At 69.8% G+C, this 18395-nt stretch carries 17 protein-coding genes and 1 pseudogene; 10 read left to right on the forward strand and 8 right to left on the reverse strand.

Going from position 1 to position 18395, the window contains the following annotated elements; translation table 11 throughout:
* Nucleotides 1–101 precede the first annotated feature (101 nt).
* Entirely contained in the window at nt 102–503 is a 402-nt protein-coding gene (locus ACQEV1_RS38960) for a VOC family protein (RefSeq protein ID WP_433401358.1), read from the forward strand.
* A 214-nt stretch (nt 504–717) separates the two neighbouring features.
* On the opposite strand, the pseudogene ACQEV1_RS38965 reads toward ACQEV1_RS38960, so the two are convergent.
* The 6 genes and pseudogenes from ACQEV1_RS38965 to ACQEV1_RS38990 all read right to left on the reverse strand — a co-directional run.
* A pseudogene (locus tag ACQEV1_RS38965) lies at nt 718–975 on the reverse strand (VOC family protein); the annotation flags it as partial.
* A 654-nt stretch (nt 976–1629) separates the two neighbouring features.
* Nucleotides 1630–1902: a hypothetical protein gene (locus ACQEV1_RS38970; RefSeq protein WP_433401361.1), complete on the reverse strand. Its 273-nt coding sequence runs from the start codon at nt 1900–1902 to the stop codon at nt 1630–1632.
* Between the two features lie 44 nt (nt 1903–1946).
* Complete coding sequence (locus ACQEV1_RS38975) at nt 1947–3596, reverse strand: FAD-dependent monooxygenase (protein ID WP_433401364.1); 1650 nt, start codon at nt 3594–3596, stop codon at nt 1947–1949.
* On the reverse strand, nt 3596–4462 hold the full coding sequence (locus ACQEV1_RS38980; protein ID WP_433401367.1) for an amidohydrolase family protein: 867 nt from the start codon (nt 4460–4462) through the stop codon (nt 3596–3598). Before ACQEV1_RS38980 ends, ACQEV1_RS38975 begins: the two co-directional genes overlap by 1 nt.
* Complete coding sequence (locus ACQEV1_RS38985) at nt 4459–5814, reverse strand: MFS transporter (RefSeq protein WP_433401370.1); 1356 nt, start codon at nt 5812–5814, stop codon at nt 4459–4461. The genes ACQEV1_RS38980 and ACQEV1_RS38985 overlap by 4 nt, the downstream gene beginning before the upstream one ends.
* Nucleotides 5815–5884: 70 nt before the next feature.
* A complete protein-coding gene (locus tag ACQEV1_RS38990; RefSeq protein WP_285628298.1) occupies nt 5885–6826 on the reverse strand; it encodes a LysR family transcriptional regulator in 942 nt (313 codons plus the stop codon).
* Between the two features lie 97 nt (nt 6827–6923).
* Here ACQEV1_RS38990 and ACQEV1_RS38995 point away from each other — a divergent pair, with 97 nt between their 5' ends.
* The 7 genes from ACQEV1_RS38995 to ACQEV1_RS39025 are packed head-to-tail and all read left to right on the forward strand — an operon-like array spanning nt 6924 to nt 13883.
* Entirely contained in the window at nt 6924–7868 is a 945-nt protein-coding gene (locus ACQEV1_RS38995) for a 3-carboxyethylcatechol 2,3-dioxygenase (RefSeq protein ID WP_433401374.1), read from the forward strand.
* Nucleotides 7865–8764 (forward strand): alpha/beta fold hydrolase, encoded by a 900-nt coding sequence (locus ACQEV1_RS39000; protein ID WP_433401377.1) that lies wholly within the window; start codon nt 7865–7867, stop codon nt 8762–8764. Before ACQEV1_RS38995 ends, ACQEV1_RS39000 begins: the two co-directional genes overlap by 4 nt.
* The gene (locus ACQEV1_RS39005; RefSeq protein WP_433401380.1) at nt 8761–10245 is read left to right on the forward strand and encodes an aldehyde dehydrogenase family protein; all 1485 of its coding nucleotides are present in this window, start codon (nt 8761–8763) and stop codon (nt 10243–10245) included. Before ACQEV1_RS39000 ends, ACQEV1_RS39005 begins: the two co-directional genes overlap by 4 nt.
* A gap of 35 nt (nt 10246–10280) precedes the next feature.
* On the forward strand, nt 10281–11240 hold the full coding sequence (locus tag ACQEV1_RS39010) for a 3-hydroxyacyl-CoA dehydrogenase NAD-binding domain-containing protein (RefSeq protein WP_433401383.1): 960 nt from the start codon (nt 10281–10283) through the stop codon (nt 11238–11240).
* A complete protein-coding gene (locus ACQEV1_RS39015; protein WP_433401386.1) occupies nt 11237–12958 on the forward strand; it encodes an AMP-binding protein in 1722 nt (573 codons plus the stop codon). The genes ACQEV1_RS39010 and ACQEV1_RS39015 overlap by 4 nt, the downstream gene beginning before the upstream one ends.
* A complete protein-coding gene (locus ACQEV1_RS39020) occupies nt 12955–13440 on the forward strand; it encodes a MaoC/PaaZ C-terminal domain-containing protein (RefSeq protein WP_285628281.1) in 486 nt (161 codons plus the stop codon). The genes ACQEV1_RS39015 and ACQEV1_RS39020 overlap by 4 nt, the downstream gene beginning before the upstream one ends.
* On the forward strand, nt 13437–13883 hold the full coding sequence (locus tag ACQEV1_RS39025; protein ID WP_285628278.1) for a PaaI family thioesterase: 447 nt from the start codon (nt 13437–13439) through the stop codon (nt 13881–13883). The genes ACQEV1_RS39020 and ACQEV1_RS39025 overlap by 4 nt, the downstream gene beginning before the upstream one ends.
* 21 nt (nt 13884–13904) lie before the next feature.
* On the opposite strand, the gene ACQEV1_RS39030 is transcribed toward ACQEV1_RS39025, so the two are convergent.
* Complete coding sequence (locus ACQEV1_RS39030; protein ID WP_285628275.1) at nt 13905–14108, reverse strand: SDR family NAD(P)-dependent oxidoreductase; 204 nt, start codon at nt 14106–14108, stop codon at nt 13905–13907.
* A 96-nt stretch (nt 14109–14204) separates the two neighbouring features.
* Between ACQEV1_RS39030 and ACQEV1_RS39035 the strand changes: the two genes are divergently transcribed.
* Nucleotides 14205–15152: an alpha/beta hydrolase gene (locus ACQEV1_RS39035; protein WP_433401391.1), complete on the forward strand. Its 948-nt coding sequence runs from the start codon at nt 14205–14207 to the stop codon at nt 15150–15152.
* Between the two features lie 643 nt (nt 15153–15795).
* Here ACQEV1_RS39035 and ACQEV1_RS39040 read toward each other — a convergent pair.
* Nucleotides 15796–16218 carry a hypothetical protein gene (locus tag ACQEV1_RS39040; protein ID WP_285628269.1) on the reverse strand — a complete coding sequence of 141 codons (423 nt, stop codon included), beginning with the start codon at nt 16216–16218 and terminating at the stop codon, nt 15796–15798.
* Between the two features lie 482 nt (nt 16219–16700).
* On the opposite strand from ACQEV1_RS39040, the gene ACQEV1_RS39045 reads away from it, so the two are divergent.
* Complete coding sequence (locus ACQEV1_RS39045) at nt 16701–18299, forward strand: FAD-binding oxidoreductase (RefSeq protein ID WP_433401394.1); 1599 nt, start codon at nt 16701–16703, stop codon at nt 18297–18299.
* Nucleotides 18300–18395: the final 96 nt, after the last annotated feature.

The following is an 18395-nucleotide window of genomic DNA, read 5'->3' on the forward strand; positions in this document are numbered from 1 at the left end:
GAGCAGTCCGGCCATGCCACATTCGGCCGCGCGGCGACAGGCATTGACACCCGCATCCGCCACCTGTTGCCCGTCCTCACCCAGACACCGGAGACTCACCCATGCCCGCACCCAGCCACTACGCCAGCGTCCGCTACCTCGTCGACGACGTCCAGGCAGCCATCGACTTCTACACCACTCACCTCGGCTTCACCCTCAACACCAGTGCCGCACCCGCTTTCGCCGACGTCGTACGCGGGCCGCTGCGACTGCTGCTGTCCGGCCCCGCGAGCTCCGGTGCCCGCGCCGCCCCCGCCGAGAACACCGTCGCAGGCCGCAACCGCATCCACCTCATCGTCGACGATCTGGACGCCGAGATCGCCCGGCTGCGCACCGCGGGCCTGCCGTTCCGCAGCGACATGATCGTCGGCCCCGGTGGACGCCAGATCCTGCTCGCCGACCCCGCCGGCAACCTGATCGAACTGTTCCAACCGGCCGACCGGCCCGAGGCACCCACACGCTGACCCATGAGCACTCCCACCAACGTCCCGTCCGTGCGATGACCACGGCGTCATTCACCCCCAGCCGCGGCATCGTCTGGCCTCTCGCTTCGTCAGCGGGCCGCGGGCTGGAAGAGCTCGACGACGTTGCCGGAAGGGTCCTGGACAGGATCTGTTTTCCGCCCGGCCCGGTGATGATGTCGTTGCGGAAGTGCAGCCCGGCCGAGCGGAGCTTGTCCACCTCGGCGGCCAGGTCGTCGACGATCAGGTGGATGCGGTTCCAGCCCCCGGGACCGGGCGTGACGCCGTCGGGCATCGGCCGCCCTGCCGAGGACTTCGGCCCGCTCAGCAGCAGCCGCAACCCGCCGCGGGTGACATCGGCGAAGGCGGGTACCGCGGACGAGCGGAGCACGAACCCCAGGTGAGTGGTGTAGAAGTCGACGGCCTTCTGCACGTCGTCGACGATGTACCGTACGCTGACCAGATCTTCGGACATCGTCAGTCCTCACTCGCTAGGTGATGGATGAGGAAGCGGATACGAATGTCGAGTTCGGCGGCGGTTCGTTCGAACGCCGGATACTCGCCCCGCGCCGGGTTCCCGAATCGCTAGACAGTGAGTCAGCGGAAAGGCTGGGTTGCCAGACTGACGGACAGTAACCAAGGCAGCTGGGCATAGCAGTCTCGTCAGCGTCGGCGATCTGGGATGTAAGGCCATGTTCGTCATGGTCGGAGAGCCCCACAGCGCTTCAGCGAAAGAACTCCCGATGAAGGGTTCGAAAGTTCGATCAGTGGTAGATGGGGCGCAACCGGTGGCCACCTCCAGGCAACCAGCCGGCACTGCCATCGCGCGAACGTGTCCAGGGCTGACATTGAAGCTCTGAGCCCAACGACGTCGCGGGATCAGAGATGGTGACCACGGCGAGCGCGAGCTTGATCAACGCGAGAAGCCAGGCGACGGGGTGACCAACGATCAGCCGGCGTTGCGCGGCCTGACGCCAGCCGACACAGGCTCAGAAGAACAAACCGCACCCCGACAACACACCGAAGGGCAAGGCAAAGGGCAACCCCCACAAAGCGCCGACCGGCTGAGACCCCGAAGTCACTCGCCCGGAGTAACGGCCCAAGCTTCTACGGCGCTGTAGATCTTGTGCTATCTCATCCCGGAGACTCCATACCGGCGGACACCCGGACAAGCATCGCGGCGACCGTCGGGCGACACCACGTACCGGCCGCCACGCACCACCACACCGGACCGCTCCAGGCTGACCATCTCACCGCCATCGTCGCGATCGGCGCCGTGCTGTGGATCCTCGGCACCGCCTTCGTCACCAGCTGGCGGGACAGCGACCGAAGGTTCCACGGCATACTCAGCGAATTCGACGAGCACCACGACCCACATGCCGAACGACACACCGATGCACATACGGCGAGCCCACGTTGACGACCGTACGTCACCGAGACACCGCATTACGCATTCGCGCTCGCGTCGGCGGTGACCGCGCCGAAACCGGCAAGCCGCCGGAGCAGGCCGTCGACATCGGCCGGGGGCACTGCCCCACTCCAGGCGATGAACAGGTCGGGGCGAACGAGAAGGAGCGGCTGTGCGTAACTCTCGTCGGCGTGCACTACCGAGAGTGGGATTCCGAGCCTGGCTGCGGCCTGGACGAAGCGGCTGGCATCGCCACCGGCGCAGACCAGCGTGAATTCCCTGCCGAGAAGGTCGAACACCGAACGTCCGTCGGGCAGCCAGACGTGCGGAAAGCGGGCGCCTGGGGCGAGGCTCGGGCGGTACTCGTCGATACGTGTGATCGTGTCCTCCGCCGACCGGCCGTCCGCTGCGATCCCCGGCGAGTCCACGTAACGGGACCCGAACTGCACACCCTGGCTGTGCCACTGCTGCCGATCGAGCTTCGCGATGAGTTCCCCGACCTCGGCCCGCAGCCGGGCGCCCTCGGCGTCGTCGACGTGCAGCGCGGGGTCGCGGGCGATGGACGCCATGTCCCGGTCGATCTTGAGCGCCGCACGCGAGGTGGCCTCCCCCACGGAGCGGCGCTCGACCTCGTACGCCTCGAGAAGTTCGGGTCCGCCCCAACCGCCGAGCAGCGCCGTGAGGCGCCAGCCCAGCCCGACCGCGTCGGCGATGCCGGTATTCATGCCGAAGCCACCCAGCGGGAGCCAAAGGTGTGCGGCGTCGCCGGCGAGCACGATCCGGCCGTCGACGAACCGGTCGGCCACGAGCCGGCGCGGCGTCCACCGCACGACCTGGATCTTCTCCAATTCCATTTCCCGGCCGAGGGCGGCGGACAGGACCTCGTCCTCGTCGAGGTCATCCGGTGCGGTGCCCTCCGGGACGCGGGCATGGCACAGGAACAGGCCCTCACCATCGAGTTGTACGAACGAGCCTTTCAGGCGTGGTCCGTACCACCAGTACATCCAGCCGGGCCTCTCTGACGCGGCGAACTCGCGCCCCAGCTCCGCCGAGCGGAAGTAGACCGAGAGCCGGTTCTCCGCGGCACGGGAGTCACCCTGCAGCCTGGCGCCAATCGCCCGCCGGGTGGTGCTGGCCCCGCCGTCGCAGCCCACGACGTAGTCGGCGGTCAGCACCTTCTCGATGCCTCCGGCGATGACGCGCACCTCGACGATCTCGCCACGCTGCCGGACTCCGACGACTTCGTGCTCACGAGCGATCTCGACCGAGTCGTAACCGCGGACGTGCTGTTCCAGGATCGGCTCAAGGAAGATCTGTGAGATCCGGTGCTGGGGCTCGGGGGTGGGCCACTCGTCGAGCTCGGGCGCGGTCCGGTCCAGGATCTCCTGGGCGGACGAGAACCGGAAGCGGGTGAGCTCCCAGCCCGTCAGGCTCGTGCAGTACACGACGTCCGTGGCGTGGTCGAGCGGCAGCCCGGCGCGGCGGATCCGGTCCGCGACGCCGAGCCGGCGAAAGTACTCCATCGACCGGGCGTTGGTCGTGTTGCAGCGCGGGTTGTCCGTGGTGGTGTCCTGCTTTTCGAGCACGAGCGTGTCGACGCCGCGAGTGCCGAGCTCGGCGGCGAGTGTCAGGCCGACCGGTCCCGCACCGACGACGATTACGGAGCGGTGTCCGGAGGGGGTGGGCATCAGAGATTCTCCTCGGGGGTGTCGAGTGCTCGCAGCGCCTTGTCCGCGGCGGGAAAGACCCGGCAGAACGTGCGCCAGAAGACGTTCTCGAGATGCTCGGCGTCCATTTCGGACGCGAGCAACTCCTCCATCACGGCCGGCACGTTGTAGCTGACGGGGTCGGCATAGGAGTCGGTGCCGAACATCAGCCGTTCGGAGCCGAACCGGGTCACGAAGGTGTCGAGCGGGCGCAGCAGCGGGAAACAGATCGCGGTGTCGAACAGGATGTTGTCGAAGCGGTCCGCCAGATCCATGACGTACTGGATCTGGGTCGACGCCGAGAACGCGTCGAGGGCGACGATCGTCGCATCGGGATGGTCGCGGGCGAGGTCCGCGACCATCCACGGCGCTTCGAGGTTGGACTCGGCGAACATGTGCACGTAGCAGGGGAGGCCGCGGGCGGTGGCCTCGTCGATCAGGGCGTGCATCCGCTGGTCCGAGACGGCGACGCCCTGGTAGCGGGTGTGCCAGACGACCCCGTCGAGCCCCAGCTCGTCGACCATCCGGTCGAGTTCCTCGCGGCAGAGCGCGAGACCGTGCAGCGGCTCGACGGTGCCGAGCGCGGCGAGGAAACGCGGCGAGCGCTTCCGGTAGGCCGCGATCGCATCGTTGACCTCTCGGGTGTTGACGATGCCGTATGGACGCTCGTACTGCAGGCCGGGCATCACCGCGCACGCGGTCATGCCGAAGCGGTCGAGCATCGCGTGATGGGTGTCGACGTGGTCCCGCGACACCGAGGCCGTGGGCCGCTCCTCGGCCGCGCCGATCGAGAGGGCGCCAACGTGGTGGTGGGTGTCGACGACGTGCCGGACCGTCCGCCTCGTCATGTGAGCTCCCGGCGGCTCGCCGAGTTCGCGCGCCTGCGCAGGACCGTAATGGACAACAGACTGATCACCCCGAGCACCGTCATGTACGCGGCGACGGACCAGCCGGCCTTTGTCGCGTCGAGCAGGGCGGCGGTGATCAGCGGCGCGAGCCCGCCGCCGAAGACCGACCCGACCTGGTAACCCAGCGACGCTCCAGAGAAGCGGACGTCCGTGCTGAACAGCTCGGAGTAGAGCGCCACCTGAGGGCCGAACATCAGCGAGTGGACGGTGAAGCAGACGAACAACGCGACGAAGATCAGCCACAGATTGCCGGTGTCGATCATCGCGAACATCGGCCAGCCCCAGACCGCGACACCCGCGGCCCCGATGATGAACAGCCTCGGCCGCCCCAACCGGTCGGACAGGTGCGCGAAGTACGGCAGAAAGATCAACGGCGCGATGCAGGCGGCCAGGATCACCCCGAGCAGCGGAGCCCGCGCCAGGTGCAACGACTTGACGCCGTAGTCGAGGATGCCCGACACGATGATGAAGGCGACGGCGTTCGGCAGCACGAACGCGCCGCCCGCGAGCAGGATGGTCCGCCAGTGCTCGCGCAGCACCTTCGCCAGCGGAGGCCGCTCCGCCACGTTCGGCTCCGGGCGAGCCGCCTGCAGCTCCTTGAACTTGGGCGTGTCCTCCACCGCGCGGTGGATGTAGAGCCCGATGGCGATCATGACGAGGCCGGACAGGAACGGAATCCGCCACCCCCACGCCAGCATCTGCTCGTCCGAGAGGACGAACGAGAGCACGAGGAACGCGCTGATCCCGCCCATCAGTCCCAGTTGCGCGCCGACCTGCACGAAGCTGCCGAAGAACCCGCGCCGACCGGCCGGCGCGCTCTCGGTGAGCAACAGCGACGCACCGCCCCACTGCCCGCCGAGCGCGAAGCCCTGCAGCAGGCGCAGTAGCACGAGCAGCACTGCGCCGGCCCAGCCGATCGCCGCCGCCGTGGGCAGCAGGCCCATCAGGAAGGTGGCCACGCCCATCACCACTGTTGATGCGACGAGCACCGGTTTGCGGCCGTACCGATCACCGATGTGCCCCGCGACCGCGCCGCCGACCGGGCGGGCGACGAACCCGACGGCGAGGGTGGAGAACGACGCGAGCGTGGCGGCGGTGTCACCAAGCCCGGAGAAGAACAATGGGCCGAGAAAGATGGCGGACGCCGTGGCGTAGACGAAGAAGTCGAAGTACTCGACGGCCTGGGCCAGCACGGCAACGGAGATCAGCCGCTCCCATCTGGGGGGCTGCGCGGCCGCTGGGGCACCCGGCCGGTCGGCGGTAGCCGGCGTGGAGGGGGTGAGGTCGGTCATGCAGAGGAAGCTAAGCCGGACCCAGCGATAGCACTATGACGATTTTCGGCGACTTCACTGAGTCAAAAAGCTATCTCTCCTGGTCCAGCAGCTCCCGGATGCCATCCAGAAGCACGGTGGTCAGCGTCGACTGGAGAGCGGTGAGCCTCTTGCCGCGACGCCGCACCAGGTAGAGCTTGTCGTACAGCGTGTGCCCGGTGATTCGCACCTCGCGCAGGAGGCCCGCTTCCAGTTCGCGACGCACGGATTCTCGCCAGAGCAGCGCCACGCCGAGTCCGCCCTGTACGGCCACCTTCATGGACTCGGCGCTGCCGAGTTCGATCTCCACCCGCCGGTCCACGACCCCGAGAGAGGCCAACGCCGAGTCTTGGCTGCGGCGAATCGCCGCGCCGGACGGCGGGCAGACGAACGGAAGCGCGGTCAACTCGGCGACCGTCGCCGAGTCGCCGACCTGCTCATCATCGGGCGCCGCGACCAGGCAGAACGGCGGCCGAGCGATCAGTTCGGACTCAAAGGAGTTGGCGTCGAGCACGGCGTCCGTGGCGACGACCGCGAAGTCGGAGCGGCCGTCGAGCGTGCGCTCCAGGGCGATCTCCACGGTCGACTGGTTCAGCGAGATCGACGCCTGTGGATGTGCGCGACGGAAGTCCACCAGGATTTGCGGCAGCACGTAGTTGCCCACGGACATGCTCGACGCGATCGAAGCCCGCCCGACCACCCCGCGGGAGATGTCGCGCAGACTCCGGTCGAGTTCGGTGCGCCCCCGCAACACCTCGGTGGCCCACTGGTGCACCTCGGCACCGGCCTCGGTCAGCTTCATGCCCCGGCCGTCGCGTTGGAAGAGCTTGACCTTCAGGCGTTCCTCCAGCGAGCGCAGGTGGGCACTGACCACCGGCTGGGAGACGAACAGATCCTCCGCGGCGAGGCGGACACCACCTCGCTCCACCACGCTGCAGAACACCTCGAGTTTGTGCAGGGAGATCCGGTTGTCCGGCGCCGTCGGCGAACTCATAGCCGAAATGCTAATTCCTGATGCCGAACTTTCACATAGACCTATATGGCCGGGTAGTCGTAGCGTTCGGCGCATCCCCGCCATCGAGGAGGTCCCGATGCCGCTGGCCGTCGTCACCGCGTCGCACTCGCCGCTCATGCGTACCGTTGAGCCACGCGGCGACGCCCGGGCCGCGGTCGACGCGGCGTTCGCGCAGGCCCGGGCCTTCGCCGCGGACTTCCGGCCCGATCTGGTCGTCGTGGTCGCACCGGACCACTACAACGGCATGTTCTACGACCTGATGCCGCCGTTCTGCGTGGGCACCGCGGCCGAGTCCGTCGGCGACTACGGGACGGCGCGGGGACCACTCGCGGTCGACCGGGAAGCCGCACGGCACGTCGTCCGGGAGGTCCTGGCGGCGGGCATCGACCTGGCCATGTCCGAGCGGATGGTCGTCGACCACGGCTTCGCCCAGCCCCTGGAGTTGTTGTTCGGAGCGATCGACGCCGTCGCGACGGTGCCGGTCTTCATCAACTCCGTGGCGGTGCCGTTCGGCCCCGTACGGCGCACCCGCCGGCTCGGCGAGGCACTGGGCCGAGCCCTGCTCGCGCTCGACCGCCGGGTGTTGCTGCTCGGCTCCGGCGGCCTCTCCCACGATCCGCCGCTGCCCACGCTGGAGGGCGCGCCGCCCGAGGTCGCCGCCCGGCTGATCGCCGGCCGGCATCCAACACCCGAAGAGCGGGCCGGGCGCGAGGCCCGGGTCCGTGACGCCGGGCTGGCCGTCGCGGCTGGGGAGCCGGGGCCACGACTGAACCCGGACTGGGACCGCGCGTTCTTGGACCTGCTGGCCGAGGGGCGCCTCACCACCACCGACACCTGGACCAACACCTGGATCACCGCCGAGGCGGGCAACTCCGCCCACGAAGTTCGCACCTGGCTGGCCTGCTACGCGGCCCTGGCCACCGCCGGTCCCTACGCCATGCGCGGCAGCTTCTACCGCCCGATCCCGGAATGGATCGCCGGCTTCGGCATCACCACCGCAGAGACCCGGAGGAACGCGTGACCGTCCCCATTCCCGCCCCCGTCACCGACGAGCCGAGCATCTGGACCGCGCTGATCGGGCAGGACCTGACGATCCGACACGTGCAGGTCGGCGAGTGGAACACCCGTGTGCTGGAGGCCGGCACGGGACCGGAGACCGTGGTCCTGCTGCACGGCGTCGGCGGGCATCTGGAGGCCTACGCCCGCAACATCCCCGCCCTCGCCGCGCGGTACCGCGTGATCGCCTACGACTACCCGGGGCACGGGCTGACCACCCCGGCGACTCGGCCGCTCGAACTGCCGGACTACGTCGCCCACCTCATGAGCCTTCTCGACGCGCTCGGTGTGGAACGGGCACATCTGAACGGAGAGTCGCTCGGTGGCTGGGTCGCGGTGAAGGCCGCGTACGCGCACCCGGAGCGAGTGGGCCGGATGGTGTTGAACACCCCTGGTGGTGCGCTGTCCGACCCGGCTGTCCGGGAGCGGATCCGCACGCTGTCCCAGGGCGCCGCCGACGACCCGAGTGACGAGCGCATCCGCGCCCGCGTGAGCTGGCTGATGGCCGACCCGGCGAGTGTCACTCAGGAGCTGGTCGACGTCCGGCGGACCATCTACGCCCAGCCGCCGTTCGCCGAGTCGATGCGGAACATCATGTGCCTGCAGGACGGAGACGTCCGGGCGCGCAACATGATCACCGACGACGAACTGGCCGCCATCACCGTGCCCACGCTCGTGGTCTGGACCAGTGACGACCCCTCGGGGCCGGCCGCCGTCGGGCTGCGCATGGCGGACAAGCTCCCGAACGGGCGCTTCGAGCTGGTCGATGGCGCGGGGCACTGGCCACAGTGGGAGCGGCATCGTCGGTTCAACGAGCTCGTCCTGGACTTCCTCGGGCAGCGAGAGGACGCGTTTCTGTGACATCAACCCAGCTTCCGGGCAGCCATGACGTCGAGGCCATGACGGCCGATGGCGCACTGCCCGTCCGCAATCCCCGAACGGGGCGCGTCGACTACCTGATCCATCCACCCGACCGGACCGAGATCGCCGAACGCTGTGCCGGCCTCCGCAAGGCCCAGCCCGCGTGGACCGCGGCCGGGATCGGCCACCGGACGGCCGTGTTGCGCCGCTGGGCGGACGCCATCGAGGCGAACGCCAAGGCGATCGGGGACGCCGAGACGGTCGACACCGGCCGCAGCCGGGTGTCTCACGAGGTGCCGTACATGGTCGCGGCCTCGATCCGCGGATGGTGTGACGCCGCACCCACGATCCTCGAGCGCGCTCGGCTGCACGGCGTTTCGAGCACGTCCGCCACGGTGCGCTACGACACCGAGTTCGACCCGTACGGCCTGCTCGGTGTGATCAGCCCGTGGAACCATCCGTTCCTGCTCTCGACGCTGGACGCCGTGCCCGCGTTGCTCGCGGGCTGTGCGGTGATCGTCAAGCCGAGCGAGGTGGCACCCCGCTTCGTCGAGCCGGTTGCCGCCAGCATCGCCGAGGTACCCGACCTGGCCGCCGTGCTGCACTTCGTGACGGGTGGACCCGATACGGGCCGGTCCATCGTCGAGGAGGTGGACGCGCTGTGTTTCACCGGCAGCGTCTCCACCGGTCGCGCACTGGCGCAGACTTGTGCCCGCCGCTTCATTCCGGCGTTCCTCGAACTCGGCGGCAAGGACGCGGCGATCGTCACCGCCTCGGCGGACCTGCGGCAGGCCGCGGCCGCGGTCCTCAAGGGCGCTGTGCACAACACGGGGCAGGTGTGCTTCGCGACCGAGCGCGTATACGTCGACCGGTCCGTGCACGACGCCTTCGTCGAGGAGCTGACCAGCCAGGCCCGGCGGCTCGAGCTGAACTACCCGGACGTCGACCGGGGCCATATCGGCCCCTTCATCCTCGGCAGGCAGGCCGACATCGTCGACGCCCACCTGGCCGACGCGCTGGCCCGTGGCGCCATCCTGCACTGCGGCGGCCGCAGCGAGACGCTCGGCGGCGGTCGCTACATGCACGCGACGGTACTCACGGGCGTCGATCACGACATGAAGATCATGCGCGAGGAGACGTTCGGACCCGTCGTCCCGGTGCAGGCCTACGACGACATCGATGAGGCGGTCCGGCTCGCCAACGACAGCGACTACGGCCTGTCCGCCGCGGTGTTCGCCGGTGACGAGAACGAGGCCAGGGCGATAGGGCGGCGCCTCGACGCCGGCGCCGTCAGCCTGATGGACACCTCGCTGACCATCACCATCATGCGCGACGTCGAAAAGACCTCCTACAACCTCTCCGGGTTGGGCGGCTCGCGCATGGGGCCCAACGGCATGTTGCGCTTCCTCCGCCGCAAGGCGCTGCTCACCCGCTCCGGTCCGGTTCCGGATATGGACTCGCTGCGCGAAGACGCCTCCTGACCCGGCACGCGACGACACTGACAGGGAGGTCAGGCATGCCCAACGACTGGAACGACGAACCGATCGGCCTGGTGGGCGCTGGGACGATCGGCGGCGGATGGGCCGCCACTTATCTCGCCCGCCGCCGCCCGGTGCTGGTGGTGGATCCGGCACCCGCCGCGCTGGGGAGGCTGACGTCGTACCTTGAGGGCGTGTGGCCCTCGGTCCGTCGCACCGTGCCCGACGCGCCCATGTCGGCGCCCCTGGACCTGCTCCGGCTGGTCCCGACCGCCGGTCTCGGTGCCGCGACCCTGGTGCACGAGAACGTCCCCGAGTCCGTCGAGGCCAAGCAGGGCGCGTATCGGAGCATCGAGGCCGCGGTCGCGCCCGAGGTCCCGATCCTGTCGAGCAGCGGTGGCCTCATGCCGTCGGACCTGCAGACCCGCATGGACCACCCAGAGCGTCTGGTCGTCGCCCATCCGCAGAGTCCGGTCTACGCGCTCCCACTCGTGGAGGTCCTGGCGGGCAAGGCGACCTCGCCCACCGTCGTCACCGCGGTGCTTGCCCACCTCACCGACCTGGGCAAGCGCCCGGTGCTGCTGCACCGCGAGATCCCCGGCTACCTCACCAACCGGCTGACCTTCGCGATGCTGAGGGAAGTGACGCACCTGCTCGCCGAGGGCGTCGTGGACGCAAGCGGCATCGAGGACGCCGTGGTGCACGGCATAACCCCGCGGTTCCTGATCGGCGGCCCGCTCATGTCGCTTGCGCTGGCCGGCGGTCCCGACGGGATGCGTGGCGCGATGCGCTCGTTCGCGGACACCATCGAGGGGTGGTGGTCCGACCTGGGCACACCGCATCTCGACGAGGACGCCCGGGCCCGGCTGGTCGCGGCCGGGGACGAGGTCCTCGACGGCCGGTCGATCGGCGACGTCCTCGCCGCCAGGGACGCGGCCGCCGTTGATGTGCTCGCGCTGCTGCACTCCGTGGACCACGGCGCGGAGCCCCGCACATGAGCATGTTCGCAACGCCCGCGGTCGACTGCCGTCGCGATCCGGATGGCGTGCTCGTGCTGCGGTCCCGGATTCCGGCGGGTACGGCGACGCCGACCGTCCTGCACTGGTTGCGCCGATTCGGCGCCGAGACACCGGACGCCGCCTTGCTCACGGTAGCCACGGGCGCGGACCGGACGGCCTGGTCCTACGCTCAGGCGTGGGAGGACGTGAGCCGGGTCGCCGCGGCGCTGGTCCAGCGCGGTCTGCGGCGCGGGGACCGCGTGGTGGTGCTGGGTCCGAACTCCGTCGAGCACATGACCATGGGGCTGGCCACGATGCTGGCCGGCGCCGTAGCCGTGCCCGTCGCACCGCAGTACGCCGGGGCCTCGGCCGACCGAGGCAAGCTGGCCGATCTCCTCGCCCTGCTCGAACCGACACTGGTCTGGGCGGCCGACTCGGCCCACGCGGCGGTCCTGGCGGAGGCCCTGCCCGCCGGCGCACCGGCCCGCGTGCTCGTCGGCCGCCCGGCCGTCCGGGAACTGCGGTGCGCGACTCCCGACGACGCTGCACGGCCGGCGCCCGAGAACATCGACCCCACGGCCCCGACGAAGATCCTCCTCACCTCCGGTTCGACCGGTCGGCCGAAGCCGGTGGCCTACACCCAGTCGATGATGACGACGAACATCCAGATGACGCTCGACGTCTGGCCCTTCCTGACCGGCCACCGCCCGGTACTGGTCGACTGGCTGCCGTGGAACCACGCCTTCGGCGGCAACGCCAACGTCAACCTCGTGCTGTCCCAGGGCGGAACACTGCACATCGACGAGGCCGCGGGCCGGCCGGACCGCCTCGACGTCACGATCCGGAACCTCCGCCGTCACCGGCCCACCTTCCACGGCGCGGTTCCGTCCGGGTTCGCGGCACTCCTGCCCGTGCTGGAGGCCGATCCGGACTTCCGCGCGGCGTTCTTCGGCCGCCTCGACGTCATGTTCAGTGCCGGCGCGGCCATGCACCCGAGCGTGTTCCGCCGGCTGTCGGAACTCTCGGCGGCGGTGCGCGGACGCCCGGTCCCCATAGTGACCGGATGGGGCTCGACCGAGGTGGGCCCCGGCGCGACCATGGTGCACGCGCCCGGAGTCGCCCCGGACTGCATCGGGACGCCGCTGCCCGGTGTCGAGATCGGACTGCGTCCCGTCGCGGGAAAGCACGAACTCCTGGTCCGCGGGCCATGCGTCGCCGGCGGATACTGGCGACTGCCCGAGCAGAGCCGAGCGGCGTTCACCGCCGACGGCTGGTACTGCTCGGGCGACGCGGGCGAACTCATCGATCCCGCCCGCCCGGAGCGCGGATTGCGCTTCACCGGCCGGATCGCCGACGACTTCAAGCTGGCCAACGGCACCTGGGTCGACACCAGCGGCATCCGCGCGAGCCTGCTGGCCCGCAGCGCGGGACGGTTGCGCGACATCGTCGTGTTCGGCGCCAACCGGTCCGCACCGTGCGTGCTCGTCTGGGCGGACAGCCGTGCCGCCGCACCGTTCGGCGAGGACGACCTGCGGCTGCTGCTGGACGCCTACAACCGTGAGAACACCAAGCCGAGCACCCGGGTCCTCGACGGCGCCCTGCTCGAACCCGAGGGCGACGAGGTGGGCAGCAAGGGACAGCTCGTGCGCAATGTCATCCTGGAACGGCGGGGTCGGCTCGTCGAGCAGATATACGACCGGCAGAGAGCGGGATCGTGAAGATCGGGAACCCAACCAGAACCCTGGCCGTCGACCGCGCTGCCGACCTCCAAGCCCACGTCGGAAGCGAGATCGGGATCAGCGGCTGGGCATCGCTCGAGCAGGACGACGTGCTCGGCTTCGCCGAACTCACGCACGACCGGCACTGGATCCACACGGACCCGGTACGGGCCCGCGACGAGGCCGGCCTGAACGGTCTCCTCGCCCACGGATTCCTGGTGCTCTCCACGGTCACCGCGCTGGCGAACCAGTGCTACACCATCGCCAAGGCCACCAGGTGGACCAACTATGGGCTGGAGCGGATCCGGTTCACCGCACCGGTCTCCCCAGGCGATGAGTTCCGCCTGCGGTTGTCCCTGGACGCCGTGGCGCCGGGCCCCGGCCCCACCACCCGGCTCAGCCTTGGGTGTCGGCTCGAACGGCGGGCGAGCGAACGGCCCGCGATGGCGGCGACATGGATCGTCCTGGTGGAGGAAGCATGAACGGCGTTCCCGAGGGCTTCGTTCCGCTCGACCAGGATGGCACCTTCCTCGGCCATGTCGGCGGCCTGCTGTGGCGGCGCGGCACCGACCGGACCGACCTGTGCGTGTCGCCGGCACCGCACCATCTCAATCCCAACGGCACCGCGCACGGCGGTTTCCTCATGACCGTCCTCGACATCACCCTGGGCGCCACGGTCGAGTCCTTCCTCGGTGCGGACCCCGACCGCCATCCCGTGACGCTCCAGTTGTCATGCTCGATGCTGGCACCCGCGCGTGGTGGTGAGCTGCTGTTCGGGGAGGCGACGGTCGATCAGTCGACGCGGACGGTGACGTTCGTGTCCGCGCGGCTCCACAGTGAGGGGCGGACGGTCCTGACGGCAAGCGCGGTTTTCCGCAACCCACCGTCGCGTTCGCCGGCGCAGTTGATGCCCAGGGCGACCTAGACGGGCCGGTCGTCGTGAGGGTCACGATGGACTCGGCGCCCTCGGCGACGCTGTGCCCGAGGCCGCCGGTGAAGTCGTCGCGGTCTGCCCGGGGTCTGCGGCGTTGACCTTCACCTCCTTCAGTTCCTTGGCGTACTGCGTCGTGAGCATCGTGACCGCGGCCTTCGAGGCGCAGTAGAGGGGCAGGGCATACCGCGACTCGATCCGCGCCGGGTCCTGGGTCATGCCGAAGGAACCCAGAGGCCGCTGAGTGCCCCCCAAAGGCGGCATGTTGTGAACCACGTGGTTCACTTACCTCATAAACGAAATCGGAGGCTGGTCATGCGGGGGTTCACAAAGCGACAGCAGGTTCGTTTCGTCAGCGATGACGCCGAGTGCGCGGCGTGGCACTATGCGGGCGACAACGGCGCCTGCGTGGTCATGGCTGCGGGCTTCGGCGTGACCAAGGAGCCGGGTACCGATCGGTTCGCCGCCCGGTTCCAGGAGGCCGGGTTCAGTGTCCTGGCCTTCGATCATCGGGGGTTCGGCGACAGCGGCGGGGGACCGCGGCAGGTCGTCCGCATGCGGGAGCAGCTGGCCGACTGGAACGCCGCGATCGCGCACGCCGCGACGTTGCCCGGCGTCAACCCGGATCGGATCGCCGCGTGGGGTTTCTCCCTGGCCGGCGGCCACATCATCCGCGTGGCGGCGGACCATCCGAGTCTGGCGGCCGCGGTCGCCCAGACTCCGACGGTCGACGGCGTGGCCACCACGCTCAGCGCCGGGCGATACCAGCGGCCCACGGCGGCGCTGCGTTTGCTCGGCCGGGCCGTCCGCGACGCCGTGGGTGGCCGGGTCGGCCGCCCGCCCGTGCTGGTGCCGCTGGCCGGCGAGCCGGGCACCGTCTCGGCCCTGACCACACCAGATGGCAAGCAGGGGCCTCGGGCCCTCGACCCGGACGGCCGGTACCCGGAGTGGCAGATGGCGGTCGCCGCTCGCTCGACCCTGATTCTCGGCGGCTACCGGCCGGTCCGGCAGGCCTCTCGTGTCCGATGCCCACTGCTCGTCGTGGCGGGCGACAGCGACAGGTCGGCCCCGCCGAAGGCCGCGATACGTACGGCCGAGCGGGCACCGCGCGGGGAACTGGTCCGTCTCAAGGGCGGGCACTATGCGCCGTTCCTGGACGAGCACGAGAAGGTCGTGTCGGCTGAGCTGGAGTTCCTGCGGCGCCACCTCCTCGGCGAAGACGCACAGGCCGAGGCCACGGCGGCGGAACCGGGCATGGTGTGAAGGAGTCGCGCTGTCCGACGGGGCGTCCGAGCACGAGCCACACGGCGTGGACCGGGTCTTCGACTCTTCACGGCCCGATGAGGGACGGGGTGCTGTGCGACGAGACGGTCGCGAACCTGTCGCCCACCATCGCCGCCCGATCCCGATCCGGCCGCTGGTCGCCCACCGCCGCCCGACGAACTTTGACACGGTCAGCGTGAGGCGCCCTGACGAGGACTGCCAGGTAGGGCAATGTTCTCTTCGGTGATCAGAAAACTGAGAGGCTGGGATGCCGAGCGCGTCACGCGGCTCGAGGTCGTCGGCGAGCATCCACACTAAGATCCGCGGCCCTCCGACGAATTGCCTTGAATCCGTTGACGCAGCCGGGAGGGGAACGCCTTCACCTTTTGGAGCGGGCTCGTCATCGTGTTGCGGACGGATCAACCCATGCCCGAGCGTGGCGGCGGCGCGACCGGCGGAGGGCCGAGCTCGATGAGGCCATTCCGACCCCTTCAACGCCTCGGGCGGGAGATACGGCTACCTGCGGATGCGCTTCGAAGGGATGGATAGCGGAATTCCGCCGACACCGTGGCTGCGCGGACAGCCGAATTTCGCCCGACCGGGACACCCGGCCAAGAAGCGTCGCTCTCCCCCGGGTGCCGGCTCAGGGACGCTCGTTATCCCATAGCATGCTGGAAATCCACCACCGGCCGCCCGCATCGCGGTGGACCTGGATCGTGTTGACCCCGCGGAATGCCGGTTCCGGCTCGTCCAGCGAGTGCTTGCCCACGTAGGCGCTCCACACGTGGCCGATATTGCCGAACAACCGGATCTCGCTTTCGACCTCGATCTCATAGAGGTCGGTCGCGGCGAGCAGCGGCGTGACGTCCTCAATGAACTCATCGAGCGTCAGGACGTTCAAAGTCGGCCGCCCCTGGTCGTCACGCACGGTCCGCATAAGGCGGCAGTCGGGATGGAGCACCTCGCGGTCTCGCGACCAGTCCCGGGGCCCCGCTGGACCGGAAACCGTGGCGTACATCTCCGCGACCAGCCGGCGGACCTGGTCTTCATCGGTGGCGAGACTCATGATCGTAGGATGCCAGCTCACCATCAGAGGAGAGGGAGCCGAAACGCCGCTCCGTCCTTCTAGAGGGGCTCGAAATCCACGGCGAGGCGTCAGGGAATATCAAAGTCGCCTGTGCGGGCAGCACGCGGGCACTGGCCCGGCCCGCGAACTTTCGTGCCACCGCCCCGACCTGGGCGGCCAGGCGGGTGGTTCGGACGCCTGTCCCCGGAACGTCTGCCGGGGGCACCGCCAGCCCCTGCAGGCGAGCCGGCGCACCCGCACGTTCACCACCACCGGCCGCCGTCAGCCGGACAGACCCGCGGCGAGCCGTGATCGCCGCCCATGTCGGATCGGTCCCGATTCGTGCCCGCCGGCTGGTGGACCCGAATCGGCCATCTGGTTGATCGGGCGGTTCATCCGCAGGCTCGGAAGAACGGTTGGTGCGCGCCCGGGTCCCGGGTCGACACGCTGATGTCCGGACGGATGGAAGGGGTGTTTCGACGATGAACGAAGGGGTGCGGCGTCGTGGCCTGCTGACCGGCGCGGGCGCCGTCGTGGCCGCCGGAGTCGTGGGCACGCGCTCCTCCGGTGCGGCGGTGCCGGAAGAGCCGATGTTCGGGCCGGTGACGATCCGGCCGGGTGACGCGCGGTACGACGGCCTGCTGCGGGGCAATAACTTCCGGTTCGTGGGCCGGCCCGACGAGATCCGCGTGGCCGGCTCCACCGATCAGGTCGTGCGCGCGGTGTCTGAGGCGGTACGAGCCGGGCGGCGGGTCGCGGCGCGCAGCGGCGGGCACTGCTTCGAGAACTTCACCGCCGACCGGGCCGTACGGTCGCTGCTGGACCTGTCACCGATGAACGCGGTCGGCTACGACGCCCGGCGCCGGGCGTTCGCCGTACAGCCTGGGGCCACTCTCGGGCACGTGTACCGGACGCTGTTCACGGGGTGGGGCGTGACGATCCCCGCCGGCGGTTGTCCGGAGGTGGGCGCGGGCGGCCATTTCGCCGGCGGCGGGTACGGGCCGCTGTCCCGCCGGTACGGCTCGGTCGTGGACCACCTGTACGGGGTGGAGGTCGTGGTGGTCGATCGGGACGGCACCGCCCGCGCCGTGGTCGCCACCCGCGAGGCCGATGACCCGAACCGTGACCTCTGGTGGGCGCACACCGGCGGCGGTGGCGGCAACTTCGGCGTGGTCACCCGCTACTGGCTGCGCTCACCCAAGGCTGCCGGCGACGAGCCGTCCCGGCTGCTGCCTGCCGCGCCGCGGGAGATGCTGGAGTGTCTTGTCACCTGGTCGTGGGACGGGATGACCGAGCGAGCGTTCACCGGGCTGCTGCGCGCCTTCGGCGCCTGGCACGAGCGCAACAGCGCACCCGGCTCTCCATACGCCGGCCTGTACGCCATCCTCATGCCAGCGCACCGCAGCGCCGGAAGCTTCTCGATGGTCACGCAGATCGACGCGGGCATCCCGCACGCGGACCGCCTGGTGACCGACTTCGTCTCCGAGATCACCGCCGGCACGAGGCCGACGCTGAACGCCCGGCGGATCATGCCGTGGCTGCACGCGACGACGTGGCCGGGCACCGGCGAGCCCGGCGACGTGATCAGCCGCCGATACAAGATCAAGGCCGGCTACCTACGCCGGTCGTTCACCGACACCCAGCTCGCCGCCGTCCATCACCACCTGACGGACTCCGCCGGCGGGCCGAACGCGGGGATGCTGCTCGTCGGCTACGGCGGACAGGTCCGCGCGGTGCCGCCGGGCGCCACCGCGGTCGCCCAGCGGGACGTGGTGATGAAGGCGGTCTACGAGACGGTCTGGACGGACGAGAGCGAGGACGCGGCCAACCTCGCTTGGGTACGCGGCCTCTACCGTGACGTGTACGCCGACACCGGGGGTGTGCCCGTGCCCGGCGAGGTCAGCGACGGCTCCTACATCAACTATCCCGACGCCGACCTGGCCGACCCGGCCTGGAACACCTCCGGCGTGCCGTGGCACACCCTGTACTACAAAGACAACTATCCCCGCCTTCAGCGGATCAAGGCCCGCTGGGATCCACTCGGTGTCTTCAGCCACGCCCTGGCGATCGAACCCGGCTAGTACCGCGACTGCCGATCGGCAGCGGCGGGCTTGAGCTTGGCGACCGCGTCGCCGGCCGGCGGTTCGGGATCGATCGCCTCCGCGCCCATCCCAGGC

The organism is Actinoallomurus sp. CA-142502 (genome assembly GCF_050936355.1).
Lineage (GTDB): Bacteria > Actinomycetota > Actinomycetes > Streptosporangiales > Streptosporangiaceae > Actinoallomurus > Actinoallomurus iriomotensis.